16 protein-coding genes are annotated in these 14,612 nt (G+C 66.7%); 7 read left to right on the top strand and 9 right to left on the bottom strand.

Features of this window, described 5'->3' with window-relative positions; genetic code table 11:
* Positions 1–19 precede the first annotated feature (19 nt).
* Both AC5Y30_RS08285 and AC5Y30_RS08280 read right to left on the bottom strand, forming a co-directional pair.
* On the bottom strand, positions 20–910 hold the full coding sequence (locus AC5Y30_RS08285; protein ID WP_499917578.1) for an alpha/beta fold hydrolase: 891 nt from the start codon (positions 908–910) through the stop codon (positions 20–22).
* A 29-nt stretch (positions 911–939) separates the two neighbouring features.
* Entirely contained in the window at positions 940–2,169 is a 1,230-nt protein-coding gene (locus AC5Y30_RS08280) for a sulfotransferase family protein (protein WP_499917577.1), read from the bottom strand.
* Between the two features lie 28 nt (positions 2,170–2,197).
* Between AC5Y30_RS08280 and AC5Y30_RS08275 the strand changes: the two genes are divergently transcribed.
* Positions 2,198–2,773, top strand: coding sequence for a TetR/AcrR family transcriptional regulator (locus AC5Y30_RS08275; RefSeq protein ID WP_499917576.1), 576 nt, complete (start codon positions 2,198–2,200; stop codon positions 2,771–2,773).
* Positions 2,770–3,873 (top strand): DUF1214 domain-containing protein, encoded by a 1,104-nt coding sequence (locus AC5Y30_RS08270; RefSeq protein ID WP_499917575.1) that lies wholly within the window; start codon positions 2,770–2,772, stop codon positions 3,871–3,873. The genes AC5Y30_RS08275 and AC5Y30_RS08270 overlap by 4 nt, the downstream gene beginning before the upstream one ends.
* On the opposite strand, the gene AC5Y30_RS08265 is transcribed toward AC5Y30_RS08270, so the two are convergent.
* From AC5Y30_RS08265 to AC5Y30_RS08250, 4 genes are read right to left on the bottom strand one after another with little or no spacing between them, the layout of a single operon-like run.
* Entirely contained in the window at positions 3,870–4,919 is a 1,050-nt protein-coding gene (locus AC5Y30_RS08265; RefSeq protein WP_499917574.1) for an LLM class flavin-dependent oxidoreductase, read from the bottom strand. The genes AC5Y30_RS08270 and AC5Y30_RS08265 overlap by 4 nt on opposite strands.
* Positions 4,919–5,443 (bottom strand): SRPBCC family protein, encoded by a 525-nt coding sequence (locus AC5Y30_RS08260; protein ID WP_499917573.1) that lies wholly within the window; start codon positions 5,441–5,443, stop codon positions 4,919–4,921. The genes AC5Y30_RS08265 and AC5Y30_RS08260 overlap by 1 nt, the downstream gene beginning before the upstream one ends.
* A 45-nt stretch (positions 5,444–5,488) precedes the next feature.
* Positions 5,489–6,604, bottom strand: coding sequence for a fatty acid desaturase family protein (locus AC5Y30_RS08255; RefSeq protein ID WP_499917572.1), 1,116 nt, complete (start codon positions 6,602–6,604; stop codon positions 5,489–5,491).
* Positions 6,605–6,641: 37 nt separating this feature from the next.
* Positions 6,642–7,745, bottom strand: coding sequence for a ferredoxin reductase (locus AC5Y30_RS08250; RefSeq protein WP_499917571.1), 1,104 nt, complete (start codon positions 7,743–7,745; stop codon positions 6,642–6,644).
* A 70-nt stretch (positions 7,746–7,815) separates the two neighbouring features.
* On the opposite strand from AC5Y30_RS08250, the gene AC5Y30_RS08245 reads away from it, so the two are divergent.
* Complete coding sequence (locus AC5Y30_RS08245) at positions 7,816–8,490, top strand: TetR family transcriptional regulator (protein ID WP_112707223.1); 675 nt, start codon at positions 7,816–7,818, stop codon at positions 8,488–8,490.
* A 34-nt stretch (positions 8,491–8,524) separates the two neighbouring features.
* Here AC5Y30_RS08245 and AC5Y30_RS08240 read toward each other — a convergent pair whose 3' ends face one another.
* Positions 8,525–8,872 carry a hypothetical protein gene (locus AC5Y30_RS08240; protein WP_499917570.1) on the bottom strand — a complete coding sequence of 116 codons (348 nt, stop codon included), beginning with the start codon at positions 8,870–8,872 and terminating at the stop codon, positions 8,525–8,527.
* A 62-nt stretch (positions 8,873–8,934) separates the two neighbouring features.
* A complete protein-coding gene (locus AC5Y30_RS08235; protein WP_499917569.1) occupies positions 8,935–9,540 on the bottom strand; it encodes a GNAT family N-acetyltransferase in 606 nt (201 codons plus the stop codon).
* Positions 9,541–9,591: 51 nt separating this feature from the next.
* Between AC5Y30_RS08235 and AC5Y30_RS08230 the strand changes: the two genes are divergently transcribed.
* Together AC5Y30_RS08230 and AC5Y30_RS08225 are read left to right on the top strand one after the other, a co-directional pair.
* Positions 9,592–10,686, top strand: coding sequence for a F420-dependent hydroxymycolic acid dehydrogenase (locus AC5Y30_RS08230; RefSeq protein WP_499917568.1), 1,095 nt, complete (start codon positions 9,592–9,594; stop codon positions 10,684–10,686).
* Between the two features lie 86 nt (positions 10,687–10,772).
* A complete protein-coding gene (locus AC5Y30_RS08225; protein WP_499917567.1) occupies positions 10,773–11,351 on the top strand; it encodes a hemerythrin domain-containing protein in 579 nt (192 codons plus the stop codon).
* A 56-nt stretch (positions 11,352–11,407) separates the two neighbouring features.
* Here AC5Y30_RS08225 and AC5Y30_RS08220 read toward each other — a convergent pair whose 3' ends face one another.
* Positions 11,408–12,307 carry a manganese catalase family protein gene (locus AC5Y30_RS08220; RefSeq protein WP_499917566.1) on the bottom strand — a complete coding sequence of 300 codons (900 nt, stop codon included), beginning with the start codon at positions 12,305–12,307 and terminating at the stop codon, positions 11,408–11,410.
* 159 nt (positions 12,308–12,466) lie between these two features.
* Here AC5Y30_RS08220 and AC5Y30_RS08215 point away from each other — a divergent pair, with 159 nt between their 5' ends.
* Together AC5Y30_RS08215 and AC5Y30_RS08210 are read left to right on the top strand one after the other, a co-directional pair.
* A complete protein-coding gene (locus AC5Y30_RS08215) occupies positions 12,467–13,165 on the top strand; it encodes a GAF and ANTAR domain-containing protein (protein ID WP_499917565.1) in 699 nt (232 codons plus the stop codon).
* Between the two features lie 81 nt (positions 13,166–13,246).
* On the top strand, positions 13,247–14,542 hold the full coding sequence (locus tag AC5Y30_RS08210; RefSeq protein WP_499917689.1) for an acyl-CoA dehydrogenase family protein: 1,296 nt from the start codon (positions 13,247–13,249) through the stop codon (positions 14,540–14,542).
* The last annotated feature ends 70 nt before the right edge of the window (positions 14,543–14,612 follow it).

The raw sequence follows: 14,612 nt of genomic DNA, 5'->3' as shown, positions 1-14,612 counted from the left end.
CGAAAACCGGCGCTGCAGTTTAAGTTTCGTGGCGCAGAAATGTGCGAACCCGGTCCAGGACGAGGTCGGGCCTTTGGTCGACGATCCAGTGGCCCACGCCGTCGACCAGTTCGACCTCGAAATCGTTGATCCGATCGGCATATCCGTCGGTGAGGTCGGGCGTGATCACCGGATCATTGGTGCCCGTCAGCCAGCGGACCGGGACGTCGACGCGGGCGTGGTTGTATTCGCCGCGCATCCATTTCCGCATCTCCTTGGTCTGGAAGCTGCGATACCAGCGTGAGCCGGCCTCGGCGTGGCCGGGCTGTTGCATGCATTCGAGGTACAGGCGGATGTCATCGTCGGGCAGGGTGAAACCACCGCCGACCCATGACCCGAGCATCCGGACGAACCGGGAGTTGGGATCGCTGATCACCCGCGGCCCGACGACCGGCAGCATGATCGGGATCTGATACCAGAACCGCCAGATATTACGCAGCGTCGCCAGGCCCGGCTTCACCCACGGCGCAACGGTATTCACCCCGAAAAACCCGGTCACCCTTTCCGGATGACGCAGCATCATGATGAACGCGACCGGCCCACCCCAGTCGTGGGCCACCAGCTTGACCGTCGCGACGCCCAACCGATCCAGCACCCCGGCCAGATCGTCGGCCATCTCGTCCTTGGTGTAGCTGGAGCGCGGCGCCGAACTCCAGCCCGAGCCGCGCAGGTCCGGACACAACACCCGGTAGCCGTCGGCGGCCAGCGGCCCGATCAGCTCGTGCCATTCCCACCAGTTCTGCGGGAAGCCGTGTACCAGCATCACCGCCGGCCCGCTCGCCGGACCGGCGTCCGCGACGTGAATCGTCACGCCCTCTCCCAGATCGATGTATCTGTGTTCGACACCGTCCAGCGCCGGCATAGCGACCATGAGTTGAGAACGTAGTGGCTCGGAAAGGCTTAGGCCAGAAATCGCTCGACATACGGCGCGAAGCGCTCGCGCAGGCTCCCCTCGTCCAGCCCGAACATCTCGTACGACGTCTCGACATTGCCCAGTCGTCCGCGCCGGTGGCCCGTCAGGTAGTCGTCGATGGCCGCGCGTGCCTCGTCGGTGAACGGTTCGCCCGCCAGGGCGTATACCCGTTGAGCCACGCCGAGTTCGTCGGCCATGAAGTCGTCGAACCGGACGTCGATCGAGCGGTCCGGCCCGACGGCGTCGCGGCCGCGGATGAGCGCGGTGAGCATCTGATCGAGGCGATCGATCCAGTAGTTGGCGATCTGCTCCACCGGCACCGGCGAGCGATGCATGCGGGCGGAGTAGGTGATCATCGTAATCATCGACAGCGCCACCGGCACGGGATCGCGGTGGGTGAACACCACGATGCTGTCGGGAAACACCCGATCCAGCACGGGCACCTGCTCGAGATGCTGGGGCGACTTGAGCAGCCAGCGCCGCCCGCCGCGCAGATACTGCATCGCCCGGAGTTGGGTCGCCAGGTATCGGTAGTGCGGCGTCTGGTCGTGCGCCTGGTAGTAGTCGCGCCAGCGGGGCACCTCGGCGAGCGTCTCCAGCAGCATCGTCGACACGTCGTTGGCCAACAACTGGATCTCTTCGTGGACGTGGTCGGTGGTCATCTCGTGCATGAGCGCGAAATGCGGCATCACCATGTTGATCACCCCGACCGCGACATCCATCCGGGTCCGCCGCGGATCCGGTTCGATGCCAACCTCATTCGGCATCGGGAACGGCTCGTTGCTCTCCCAGTACGGCATGGTGCGAAAGGTCGGCGGCGCGGCGAGCATGTTGTGCAGGTGCGTGGTGCCGGTACGGGGCAGCCCGGCAATCACCACCGGCGAGCGCAGGTCGATCCCGTTGATCTCGGGATGGCGCCGCAGCAGTTCGGCCAACAGCAGCCGGTTCTTGAGCACCTGCAACAGTTGCCCGTAGAAGTTCACCACCCCGGCGTCGTGCAGGCCGTCGATCTCGCGCAGCGCGGCGAGGTAGACCTCGAGGCGCTCGCGGTAATCGGTCGGGCCGAAATCATGCAGACCGGTGTCGGCGCTGGCCTTGGCGTGCAGCGCGCCGGCCTCCAAGGGGCACTCCGGCGCCATCGAGGCCATCATGTCCAGAATCTGTTGGCCCTCGGGGCTGAACCGGGGCGAGGCGAGATCGTCAAGCCGAACGTTCACGGCGACTTATGTTACTCTGAGTTTCGTAATGGTTGTGGATTTTGGCAGACCCCGTGATCCCCGGATCGACGCCGCGGTGCTCCGCGCGACGGTCGAGCTGCTGGCCGAAACCGGCTATCCCGGCTTATTGGTCTCCGCCATCGCCGAGCGCGCGGGCACCAGCAAGCCGGCCATCTATCGCCGCTGGCCCAGCAAGGCACACCTGGTGCACGAGGCGGTGTTCCCGATCGGCGCCGGCACCGCCATACCCGACAGCGGGCGGGTTCGCGATGGTCTGCGCGAAATGGTCCGCCGCACAATGGCTTTCCTGAGCACCCCGGCCGCCCGGGCGGCGGTGCCCGGCCTGATCGGCGAGATGGCCGCGGATCCGACGCTGCATTCGGCGCTGCTGGAGCGGTTCGCCGACGTCATCGGCGGTGGCCTCGCCGACTGGCTCGCGGCCGCCGCGGCGCGCGGTGAGGTGCGGCCCGACGTGACCGCCGCCGAACTGGCCGAGACCATCGCCGGCATCGCGCTGGTCTCCCTCCTCACCCACGCCGGCGAACTCGACGATGCGTGGGTCGATCGCACCACCAAGTTGCTCCTGAAAGGAATCGGCGCATGACGCAACAGTCGACGCACGCGTGGCAGGAACTGCTGAAAACGCTTGGCGAACTGGACCACTCGTTCCTCGAGGGTGACCGTGCCGTCACCGACGACCGGCACGTGGCCGACGGCTATCGCATGCTCGCCGCCACCCTTGGCGTCGCGCTGGACACCTACTTGTTCCCCGAACCGGGTCGGCCGCAGTTCGTCGCGGTGAACACTCCCTTCCGCCGCGACCGCCGCTGGGGCGGGGACAACACCGACGCCTACTACTTCATCTGCCCGGTCGATCCCGCCCGCCGGTACCGGATCAGCGGGAACAAGGGTGACAGCGTGTACTTCTCGGTGACGGCTTACAACGAGCCATCACCCGGCGCCTGGTCCGATCGGGTGGTCGCGATCGTCCGCGACACCGATCTCGATATCGACGCCGACGGCAACTTCACCTTTGATTTTCCCGCCACCCCCGATGCGGCCGTGTTGATGACGCGCGACTATCAGGCCGATCCCCTGACCGGCCGCCCGGTGACCTGGCACATCGAGGCGCTCGACGAGCCCGACCCGATCAGGCACGGTGACGCCGAGACCGCGGCGAGTCTGCGCGCCGCCACGGCCTGGTTGCGGACGATGTTCGCCATCGTGCCGCTGGCCGTCGGGAACCGCGTCGATCAGGAGCACGCATTGGGGCACGAAACCGCCCATGCCGCCAACGCATTCGCCGATCCCTACCAGGTGCCCGATGCCAACTTCGGCTGGTCGGCGCGCGACGCCTGCTACGCCTACGGCAGTTTCGTGCTCGACGCAGACGAGGCGCTGGTCATCACGCACCGGCCGCCGTCATGCAGGTTCTGGAACCTGGTGGTGTGGAATCAGTTCATGGCAACCTTCGGCGCGAAGGATGCCCGCTGCTCCCTCAACGGCCACAGCGCCGTCGCCAACAGCGACGGCTCCGTGACGGTCGTGTTGTCTCACGACACGACGTCACATCCGAATTCGCTTACCACGCTGGGGTATCCGCGCGGAAACCTGGCATTTCGGTGGTTCCTTGCCGACGGCGTGCCGCAGCGGCCCGAGGTGAAACTCGTCAAGGCGATCGACGCCCCCACCGACGTGAGCTAGGTCTGCCGGACCAGCTCGATCGCCCGGCCCAACGTCTCAAGCTTGGCGTCCAGGGTGGCGCCCGCGGGATAGAGCCGCACGGTGTCGACCCCGGCATCGCGCCACACCTTAAGGCGTGCGGAGACCATCTCCTCGGTCCCGATGAGCGTGGTGGCCAGCACCATCTCGTCGGTCACCAGGGTGGCCGCCCAGTCCCGGTCGCCGCTCTGCCAGCGCTCGCGCACCTCGGCGGCGACGTCTGCCCAACCCTGCCGGCTGTAGGCCCGGTTGTAGAAGTTGGTGCTCGACGACCCCATGCCGCCGAGGCTGAAGGCCAGCTCCCTTTTTCGGCCCGCGACCATACCCCGCAACTCGTCTTCGTCTGCGGCGAAAGCGACTTCGGCGCCCTGGCAGATGTCGATATCGGCGCGGGTGCGGTTCGCGGATGCCAGCCCCTCGTCGAGGTGGGCAAAGTAGGCGTCGGCGGCCCCTTCGGGAACGAAGCTGGTGCCCAGCCAGCCGTCGGCGACGCGTCCGGTCAACCGCAGCATCGCCGGTGACAGCGCGGCCAGGTACACCGGAATGGCGTGCTCGGCGCGGGTCGACAAGCGCATCGGCACCGCCTCACCGCCGGGCCGCGGAATCTCCAGCGCCTCTCCGGCGTAGGAGATCTTCCCGCCGGCGAACGCCTGCCGCACGATGTCGATCGTGTCGGACATGCGTGCCAGCGGTCGGCTGAACGAGACGCCGTGCAAGCCCTCGATGACCTGCGGGCCCGAGGCGCCCAGACCGAGCAGAAACCGCCCGTTCGACAGGTTGGACAGCGTGATCGCGGTCTGGGCGACCATGACCGGCGACCGCGTGCCGACTTGAAGCACGCCGGAACCCAGCACGATCCGCTCGGTGCGCGCCGCCAGGTAGCCCAGCGCCGACGGCGCATCCGCGCCCCACGCCTCGGCCACCCAGCAGACATCCAGCCCCAGCTTCTCCGCCTCGACGACCAGCGCAGTGACCTCGGCGACCTCGCTGCCTGAGCCGGACAGCTCGACCGTGGTGGCCGTCCGCATCAATGCACTCCGCGCTCGGCGAGCCGTTTGATGGCCGCCAGTGTTTTTCCGATCGCGCCCTCGAATTCGCGCAGCCGCACGAACACGATCTTCTGTTCCTTGTCGGGCATCGCCTCGAGGGCCACCGACAGGCCCGAGCGGCCCGGCCCCATCTGCATCCAGTAGTTCAGCAGGGTGCCGCCGTCGCGGGGGGCGAGCCGGAATCGCCACATCGCCGCAGGGTCGTCGGGTTGGCCCACGGCCCAGGCGAACTCGTGCGGCTGGTCGCAGGCGACGATCTGCGAGGTGCTGCTCCACTGCCCAAAGGCGTCATGCTCGTTGTGGCCGACGAAGCGAGCGCCGACCCGCGGGCCATCCGATCCCTCGGCCCATTCCACGGCCTTCAGCTCGTCACTGAAGGTCGGCATCAGCGCGATATCGGAGATCAGGCTCCAGACCCGCGCCGGGTCGGCGTCGATCCACGTCGAGGCTTCCACTGTCGGGGTATCCGCATAGCGCGCGCCGGTCCATTCCACGGACCTCATTGTCCCCCTGTCCCGGCGCGAGGCAATGGGCCGGACCGCGCGGATTTAGGCGGCGACGGGCTCGCGCTCGGGGGACTTCTCGGCGCCGGACTGCTGCGTCCACGAGTCGGGGAAGGTCAGCCGGACGATCTTGCGGACGACGGTGCCGAATTGGCGCAGCAGCGGGCCGCGGTTGTACGGGATGCCGTAGCGTCCGCAGATCTCCTGCACCTCTCGCGCGATCTCGGAGTACCGGCGGGCCGGCATGTCGGGGAACAGGTGGTGCTCGATCTGGTGTGACAGGTTGCCGGACAGCAGGTGAAAGAGCCTGCCGCCGGTAAGGTTTGCCGAGCCGAGGACCTGGCGGAAGTACCACATGCCGCGCGACTCGTCCTTGGTTTCTTCGACGGTGAACTCCTGCGTCCCGTCCGGGAAGTGGCCGCAGAAGATGATCATGTACGACCACACGTTGCGCATCAGGTTGGCGGTGAGGTTACCGGTGAAGACGAACGGAGCGACGGGTCCGGCCAGCAGCGGGAAGGCGACGTAGTCCTTGAGGGTCTGCCGTCGGGTCTTCTTCCAGATGGCCCGCAGGACTTCCCTCTTGTCCTCGAGCCGGATCTCGCCGGAGCGAATGCGCTCGGTTTCCAGCTCGTGCAGCGCGACGCCGTACTGGAACAGCACCATCAGCAGGAACGCATAGACGGGGTTGCCGAGGAAGTAGGGCTGCCACGGCTGGTCTTCGCTCATCCGCAGAATTCCGTAGCCGATGTCGCGGTCCATCCCCACGATGTTGGTGTGGGTGTGGTGCATGTAGTTGTGCGAGTGCCGCCATTGATCGGCCGGGCATGCCGTGTCCCACTCGAAGGTGCGGCCGGAGATCGCCGGGTCGCGCATCCAGTCGTACTGGCCATGCATGATGTTGTGGCCGATCTCCATGTTGTCCAGGATCTTCGACAGGCCCAGCATCGCGGTGCCCGCCAGCCATGCCGGCGGCAGGAACCCGGCGAACAGCAGCGCCCGGCCGCCGACTTCCAGCGCGCGCTGCGCCTTGATGACGCGACGGATGTAGTCGGCGTCCTCTTCGCCGAGTTCGGCCATCACGCGTTCCTTGATGGCGTCGAGTTCACGGCCGAACGCGTCGGCCTGTTCGCGGGTCAGGGTGATCTTTTCGTTCGACATTGCTTGTCCTCCAAGCGTTTATGAGCTGAATTGGCGTTTACAGCGACAGGTCCACGTCACCGACCGGAACGGACACGCAGATCTGCACGTCTTCATCGGGAGCGGTCGAGACCGCACCGGTGACCAGGTTGCGCACGGTGCCGGACGTTTTGCGGCGCGTGCAGGTGTGGCAGATGCCCATCCGGCATCCGTTTTCGGGCGACAGACCCGCCGCCTCGGCCTGTTCCAGCAGCGACCGCCCGTCGTCGACGATGTCAACGCCGCTGTCGGCGAATGTGACTCGTCCGCCCGACGGTTCCGCCGGCGTGTCGAAGGCCGGCGGCACAAAGCTCTCGGTGTACACGTTGTCGCAGTGCGATCGGACGGCCTCGACCAAAGGCGTTGGCCCGCAGACGAATACCGCGTCGGGCGACGGCATCGCGGCGGCCAGGTGCTCCGGGCCGAAGCGCCCGGTGAGGTCGCCGTCGTCGGATCGGGTATAGCCGTGCAGCACCCGCACCGGGGACATCGCGGCCAGCTCGTTTCGGTAGCAGGCCTCGGCGGGCGTGCGGGCGTAGTGGATGAAGGCGATCTCGCCCGGATGGCGCTGGGCGAGCAGGGTGCGCGCCATCGCCAGCACCGGAGTGATGCCGCTGCCGCCGGAGATGAAGAGGATGCGCTGCGGGCTCTGCGGTCCGCGCGCCGGCAACGTGAAGTCGCCCCCGGTGCCCGTCAAGCCGACCACCATGCCGCGGTGGGCGTGTTCGTACAGATAATTCGAGACCAGGCCGCCCTCGTGCCGACCGATGGTCAACTCGAGGCCGGCCGTCCCTTCGGCATTGGCGGGCGAATAGCAACGGGTGTGCCGACGGCCGTCGATCTCGACCGTGAGGTTGACGTACTGGCCGGCCTTCAAGGTGTGAGCGGACAGGAAGGTGTCGTTGGGGGTCAGGGTCAGGGTGACACTGCGCGGGGTGGTCCGGCGCACGTCCGTCACTTTGGCGCGGGCTTCGCCCAGCGTCCAGGTCGGCGCCACCAGTTCGGTGTAGCGGTCGACGCCGTGCGGACCGGTCAGCAGGTCCAACAGCTCTGAACCCAACACGCGCTGCCGAAGGGTCCGCGCGAGGACTCGGCCAGAAGTTTGAGCGGTTTGAGTGAACATATGTACACCGTGAGGCCACGGTGGCCAGGTAGTCAAGGGTTTACTGCCTGGCTGTGGTAGGGTTCACACAGTGAACAGCCGTACTCCTAGCTCACGCGGGCGCGGCTCAGGTCGCGAGCGCACGCGCGAAAGCCAGTCGCGGGAGGAGCGCAAGGAGGCGACTCGCCGGGCCATCATCGCCGCGGCCCTCAAGCTGTTGCAGGACCGCAGCTTCTCCAGCTTGAGCCTGCGCGAGGTTACCCGCGAGGTAGGCATCGTTCCGGCGGCCTTCTACCGGCATTTCGAATCGATGGAGGCCCTGGGCCTGGTCCTGATCGACGAGTCGTTCCGAAGCCTGCGCGACACCCTGCGCGACGCGCGGGCCGGCAAGCTCGACCCGAACCGGGTGATCGAGTCCTCGGTCGAGATCCTGGTCGCCAGCGTCGCCGACCGGCGCGAACACTGGCGGCTCATCGGCCGGGAACGCAACAGTGGCCTGTCTGTGCTGCGATACGCCATTCGCACCGAAATCCGGCTGATCACGTCCGAACTGGCCACCGACCTGGCGCGATTTCCCGGGCTGAACAAGTGGACCACCGAGGATCTCAATGTGCTGGCGACCTTGTTCGTCAACGCGATGATCGTGATCGCGGAGGCCATCGAGGATTCGCAGAGCGCCGAGGCGACCGAGGACATCCGCCGGCTCGCCGTCAAGCAGCTGAGGATGATCGCGACCGGCATCGCCGGCTGGCGAAGCACGCCCTGACCGCGTCGGCTGCAGTAAACAGCCGAACACTGACTTATTCGTCGACGACCTCGTACAGCGAGTCGCCGTCTTCGGGGGTGCCGTCGATCTGGCCCCGGTGCGCGCGCCGGGGTTTGTCGTCGACCGGCTCGATGGCATCGGGGACGTCGGGCTCCTCGGCCGCCAACCGGGCGTCAAGGGACTCGCCCTCGCGTTCTTCCCTGGCGGTCATGCCGAACTTGTCAGCCTCGCTCCAGCCCTCGGGAGGGTCGACGACGATGTCGCCGTCGTCATTGCGCAATTCGTCCGAGTCGGTGCTTTCGCTCGCGTTCAAGGTGTCACCCGGGCCGCCCTCCTCGGGGAAGTCCGCGGGATCCAGGTCGGCCTGGGGGTTATCGCTCATGCCGAGACGGTTGCCCGCGCCTTCGCGGGGCTAAACGCGGACGGGGGCCGGTTGGCGGGCCGTCACCGCGGCTGGCGCCACATGGCCCATAGGCTCGGACCACCATAGGGCAGCACGATCTCGCGGGTGACCGTGAAGCCGAAACGCTCGTAGTACGGCACGTTTTCGGGCTTGCTCGACTCGAGATATGCCGGGCAGTATTCGGCGTCGCACCGGTCCAGCCGCGACCTCATCAGCGCCTGACCGAATCCTGTGCCGCGGACCGTCGGATCGCTGCCGATCACGGCCAGGTACCAGTGCGGTTCCTCGGGGTGCAGGCTCTTCATCAATTCCTGTACCGCGCGCCCGCGCATCGAGCGCAGGCCGAAAACCCGGATGAAAGTCGGCGTCATCGCCAGCTGCCCACCGGTTGTCTCGTGCCACTGGCCGGGCGGATCCCACAGCGCGGCCGCGCCGATACCCGCGTCCGCGCCGGCCACCTCCACGCCCCCGCGTGCCAGGTGGTGATGGCGCGTCATCGTCGCGAACAACCTGGACAGGTGCACGGTCCGCTTGTCCTGGTCGGGAATCAGCCAGATCATCACCGGGTCGTCGTAGAACGCGCGCGCCAGCGTGCTGGAGAGCTCACGGACATCGGCCTTTACTGCCGGTCGGACCTGCGGGGTCATCCGCATCAGGCTAGTGGGTGTGAGCCCGGGTGGTACGGGTATGCCGATCCGGTGACCGGCATCTCGCGGCGGGCATTCGGTCGGGTCGCGGCCGGTGCGGGCATGCTCGGATCCGTCGGCCTGACGGACGGATGCGCGAAACCGGCTGGCGAACATGGCAAGTCCGGCGGCCCACCGCCGCCGGGCAAGGGCGTAGGCTTCGTGCTCTCGCACGAGCAGTTCCGCACCGATCGCCTGGTGGCACAGGCTCAGGCGGCCGAACGGGCCGGCTTTCAGTACGTGTGGGCCAGCGACCACATCCAGCCATGGCAGGACAACGAGGGCCACGCGATGTTTCCCTGGCTGACGCTGGCGCTGGTCGGCAGCGGCACCAGCCACATCTCGTTCGGCACCGGGGTGACCTGTCCGAGCTACCGTTACCACCCCGCCACAGTCGCCCAGGCCTTCGCCTCGCTGGCGATCCTGAACCCGGGCAGGGTGTTTCTGGGAGTGGGCACCGGCGAGCGGCTCAACGAGCAGGCCACCACCGACACCTACGGCAATTACGCCGAGCGCCACGACCGGCTGGCCGAAGCGATCGACCTGATTCGCCAGCTATGGAGTGGCTCGCGAATCTCCTTCTCCGGACGCTATTTTCAGACCAATTCGCTGAAGCTTTACGACGTCCCGGCCACGCCCCCGTCGATCTTCGTGGCAGCCTCCGGCCCGAAGAGCGCCCGGCTCGCGGGGCAGCGCGGGGACGGCTGGATCACCCAGGCCCACGATGTCACCAATCCAAAACTCTTGGCGGCCTTCGCTGCCGGCGCGCGGGACGCCGGCCGCGATGTGGGCGCGCTGGGCAAGCGCGCCGAATTGTTCGCGGTCGTCGGCGACAACGCCGAGGCGACCCGGGCCGCCACGCTGTGGCGTTTCACCGCCGGGGCCGTCGATCAGCCCAACCCCGTCGAGATCCAGCGCGCGGCCGAGTCCAACCCCATTGACAAGGTGCTGGCCGGCTGGACCGTCGGCACCGACGCAGGTCCGCACGTCGACGCCGTGCAGCGGGTTCTGGACGCCGGCGCCATCCCGTTCCTGCACTTTCCCCAGGGCGATCCCGTCGTTGCCATCGACTTCTACCGCGTCAACGTCTTACCGCAACTGCGCTGAACGCACCTCGCCCGCCTACCGTTTCGGCGCGGTCAGCCGGGGTATCCGCACGCGAACTTCTCACAGCCCCGACTGGAAGGCACGGCATGGACGCAATCACTTTTCTTCGTCAGGACCATAAGAGCGTGCTCGGCTTATTGGAGACGCTGGACGGCGCGCCGTCGGGCTCCGGCGCGCAGGCCAGCGGCCTGGAAACCATGGTCAACAACCTCATCATCGCCGAGTCACAGCACGAAGCGATCGAGGAGCAGTTTTTCTGGCCCGCGGTACGCGACGCGATCGGTGACGGACTCGTTGACAAGGCGATCGAGCAGGAGCAAGCCGGAAAGAAGCTGCTGCAGCGCCTCGAGGACGGTAAGCCGGGCGAGCCGGATTACCACGAAGCGTTGCAGGAATTCGTCAAGGCGGGGCGCGAACATATCGCCTACGAACAGAATGAGGTTTGGCCTCAGGTCGAAACCGTAATGAGCCGTGCGGATTTGGAGAAGATCGGCGCGAAGCTGGAAGCCGGGAAGAAGATTGCCCCGACCCGACCGCATCCGGACACGCCGCCGAACCCCGCGGTGCTGAAAACGATGGGAATGGCTGCGGCGGCGGTCGACCACGTGCGCGACGCGCTCACCGGCCGCGCCGAGGACAACCCGCCGGATCCCCAGATGCACTGAGGCCGGCCGGCGGCCGGGCGCCGAATAATCGACGCCCGGCCCTTGTTCCGCTCCAACTATCCTGTGGGAACGTGCTGTTCGTGGGTGAATGGCTTCTCGGCGTTGACGGCCGGTGAGCCCTGCGGGTTCTCGGCAGCGCCCGTGTTCTTGCGCGTGGTGCCGCCCAGCCACTGTTCTTCGGGCTTTTCGACGTACTCCCATTCCATGCCCTCGGGCCACGGCCCCTGGCCTTGGTTCCACGGGCCGCGGATGGACTCGCCGCCGCCGTTGGACATGTTGAACGCCACGTTCTGGAAGCGTGGGTCACCCGGCAACTGTCCGGGTGGGAAGTTCACCGGCAGCTCGTTCAGCGCGGCGCTGAATTGCTGATAGTGCGCCACCTCGCGGGTCATCAGGAACGTCAGGGTGTCCTGAACGCCGGGGTCATCGGTGTACTGCTTGAGGTATTCGTAGACGATCTTGGCACGCGACTCCGCCGCGACGTTGTTGCGCAGGTCGACGGTCGGGTCACCGTTGGCGTCGATGTAGGCGCCCGTCCAGTTGTTTCCACCGGAGTCCTTGACGTCGGGCCCACCGCCGCTGAGCACCAGGAACAGCGGGTTGACCGCGACCGAATGGATGAGGCCATCCCGGCCGCCGCCGTTGGAAGCCACCGCCGGCATCCAGTCACATTTTTCGTTGGCGATCTTGAGGTTGTCGTTGAGCCCGTCGAGCAGCATCGTGATCATCGACCCGACCATTTCGAGGTGGCTCAACTCCTCGGTCGCGATGTCCATGAACAGGTCGTACATCTTGGGGTTCTTCTGCCGCAGCACGAACGCCTGGGTGAAGTACTGCAGCGCCGCGGTGAGTTCCCCGTTGGCTCCGCCGAACTGTTCCATCAGCAGCGACGCGAAGCGAGGGTCGGGTCGATCGACGCGAACCTCGAATTGAAGATCTTTGTTGTGCACAAACACTGGGGCCTCCTGGGGGATTGGCATCGGGCTGTCGACGGCGGGTACCCGGGGCTCATGGGGCCAAACGATGCACTCCGCAAACTTCTCGGCGGGTCGGCGCCGCGGAAAAATGCGCGGACGGGGTGACCCACGGGGGTACATCGTGGAGAATCCGGTCCCATGGAGTCTTTGGACGCGACCTCGCGGCACGAGCTGGCTACGCGCATGGCCGAGCTCGCCCGGGAAATCGCGGCGCCGCGCTCGCTCGACCGGGTTCTCGCCGACGTGACCACCACGGCTGTGGAGCTGATACCGGCGGCGGACATCGCGGGCGTACTGCTGGTGAAGGGCGGCGGCGACTTCGAATCCCTCGCCGACACCGACAGCCTGGTCGCCAAGCTGGACAAGCTACAACACGACTTCGGTGAGGGCCCTTGCCACGACGCCGCGCTGAAAGAAACGATCGTGCGCACCGACGACCTTCGCGAGGAACCGCGCTGGCCTCACTACGCCCCGGCGGCCGTGGAGCACGGCGTGCTGAGCAGCCTCTCGTTCAAGCTGTATACGGCGGAGCGCACTGCCGGCGCGCTCAACCTGTTCAGCTTTCGGCCCGGCGTGTGGGACACCGAGGCCGAAACCATCGGAACGGTGTTCGCCGCGCATGCCGCCTCGGCGATCATGGCCTCGCGGCACGGACAGCAAATGCTGTCGGCCCTGTCCACGCGAGACCGTATCGGCCAGGCCAAGGGCATCATCATGGAGCGCTACGGCGTCGACGATGTGCGTGCCTTCGAGTTGCTGCGCCGGCTTTCCCAGGAGAGCCAGACCAAGCTCATCGACGTCGCCCAGCGCGTGATAGACACCCGCGCCGACGACTGAATCCTGGCCGCCTCGCTCTAGGATGGGGTGGCTTCATCGACGAGTCCGGCGCGGCGCTGCGCCGGGGATTGGTTGGCCCTCGTGTGGGACTTCGAAACAGACCCCGAATACCAGGCAAAGCTGGACTGGGTGGAAAAGTTCATGGTCGAAGAGCTGGAACCGCTCGACCTGGTCGCCCTCGACCCCTATGACAAGCACAACGCGGAGATGATGGCCATTCTGCGGCCGTTGCAGCAGCAGGTGAAGGACCAGGGCCTGTGGGCGGCCCACCTGCGCCCCGAGCTCGGCGGTCAGGGGTTCGGTCAGGTCAAGCTCGCGCTTCTCAACGAGATCCTCGGGCGTTCCCGTTGGGCGCCTTCGGTATTCGGCTGTCAGGCGCCGGATTCCGGCAACGCCGAGATCCTCGCGCTGTTCGGCACCGACGAGCAGAAGGCCAGGTACCTGCAGCCGTTGCTGGACGGCGAGATCACCTCCTGTTACTCGATGACCGAACCACAGGGTGGTTCCGATCCGGGGATGTTCGTGACGAGCGCAACCCGGGACGGAGACGACTGGGTCATCAACGGGGAGAAGTGGTTTTCCAGCAACGCCAAGCACGCGTCGTTCTTCATCGTCATGGCGGTGACGAAGCCCGACGCGCGCACGTACGACAAGATGTCGCTCTTCATCGTCCCCGCCGAGACCCCAGGCATCGAGATCATTCGGAACGTCGCGGTGGGGGGCGAGTCCGGTAAGCACGGCTCACACGGATACGTTCGCTACAACGACGTGCGGGTGCCGGCCGACCATGTGCTCGGCGGCGAAGGTTCGGCGTTCATGATCGCGCAGACCCGCCTGGGCGGTGGCCGCATCCATCACGCCATGCGGACGATAGCGTTGGCGCGCAAGGCTTTTGACATGATGTGTGAGCGCGCGGTCTCGCGCCGGACCAGGCATGGGAAGCTGGCCGACTTCCAGATGACGCAGGAGAAGATCGCCGACAGCTGGATCCAGATCGAGCAATTCCGGCTGCTGGTGCTGCGCACCGCCTGGTTGATCGACAAGCACCACGACTATCAGAAGGTGCGCCGCGACATCGCGGCGGTGAAAGTGGCCATGCCGCAGGTCCTGCACGACGTCGCGCAGCGCGCGCTGCACCTACACGGCGCACTCGGCGTCTCCGACGAGATGCCGTTCGTCAAAATGCTGGTGGCCGCCGAATCCCTGGGCATCGCCGACGGCGCGACCGAACTGCACAAGATGACGGTCGCCCGCCGGACCCTGCGTGAATATGAGCCGGTGACAACGCCTTTCCCCTCAGCCCACATCCCGACCCGGCGCGCCGAAGCACAAGCGCGGCTGGCCGAGCGGCTGGAACACGCGGTCGCCGAGTTCTGACGTCGAGCGTCGACTTGTTGGGGAAAAGCCCGCGTTTCACCGCAACAACTCGACGCTCGACGTGGGTTTT

The sequence above is a fragment of the Mycobacterium sp. NGS27 genome, from assembly GCF_059813005.1.
This window is presented reverse-complemented; position numbering and strand designations above follow the sequence as displayed.

Coding starts and splice junctions, on each gene's coding strand:
- AC5Y30_RS08260 (WP_499917573.1), bottom strand. CDS start 5,443: ATGAGGTCCGTGGAATGGACCGGCGCGCGCTATGCGGATACCCCGACA.
- AC5Y30_RS08270 (WP_499917575.1), top strand. CDS start 2,770: ATGACGCAACAGTCGACGCACGCGTGGCAGGAACTGCTGAAAACGCTT.
- AC5Y30_RS08215 (WP_499917565.1), top strand. CDS start 12,467: ATGGAGTCTTTGGACGCGACCTCGCGGCACGAGCTGGCTACGCGCATG.
- AC5Y30_RS08285 (WP_499917578.1), bottom strand. CDS start 910: ATGGTCGCTATGCCGGCGCTGGACGGTGTCGAACACAGATACATCGAT.
- AC5Y30_RS08265 (WP_499917574.1), bottom strand. CDS start 4,919: ATGCGGACGGCCACCACGGTCGAGCTGTCCGGCTCAGGCAGCGAGGTC.
- AC5Y30_RS08250 (WP_499917571.1), bottom strand. CDS start 7,745: ATGTTCACTCAAACCGCTCAAACTTCTGGCCGAGTCCTCGCGCGGACC.
- AC5Y30_RS08225 (WP_499917567.1), top strand. CDS start 10,773: ATGGACGCAATCACTTTTCTTCGTCAGGACCATAAGAGCGTGCTCGGC.
- AC5Y30_RS08240 (WP_499917570.1), bottom strand. CDS start 8,872: ATGAGCGATAACCCCCAGGCCGACCTGGATCCCGCGGACTTCCCCGAG.
- AC5Y30_RS08235 (WP_499917569.1), bottom strand. CDS start 9,540: ATGACCCCGCAGGTCCGACCGGCAGTAAAGGCCGATGTCCGTGAGCTC.
- AC5Y30_RS08255 (WP_499917572.1), bottom strand. CDS start 6,604: ATGTCGAACGAAAAGATCACCCTGACCCGCGAACAGGCCGACGCGTTC.
- AC5Y30_RS08275 (WP_499917576.1), top strand. CDS start 2,198: ATGGTTGTGGATTTTGGCAGACCCCGTGATCCCCGGATCGACGCCGCG.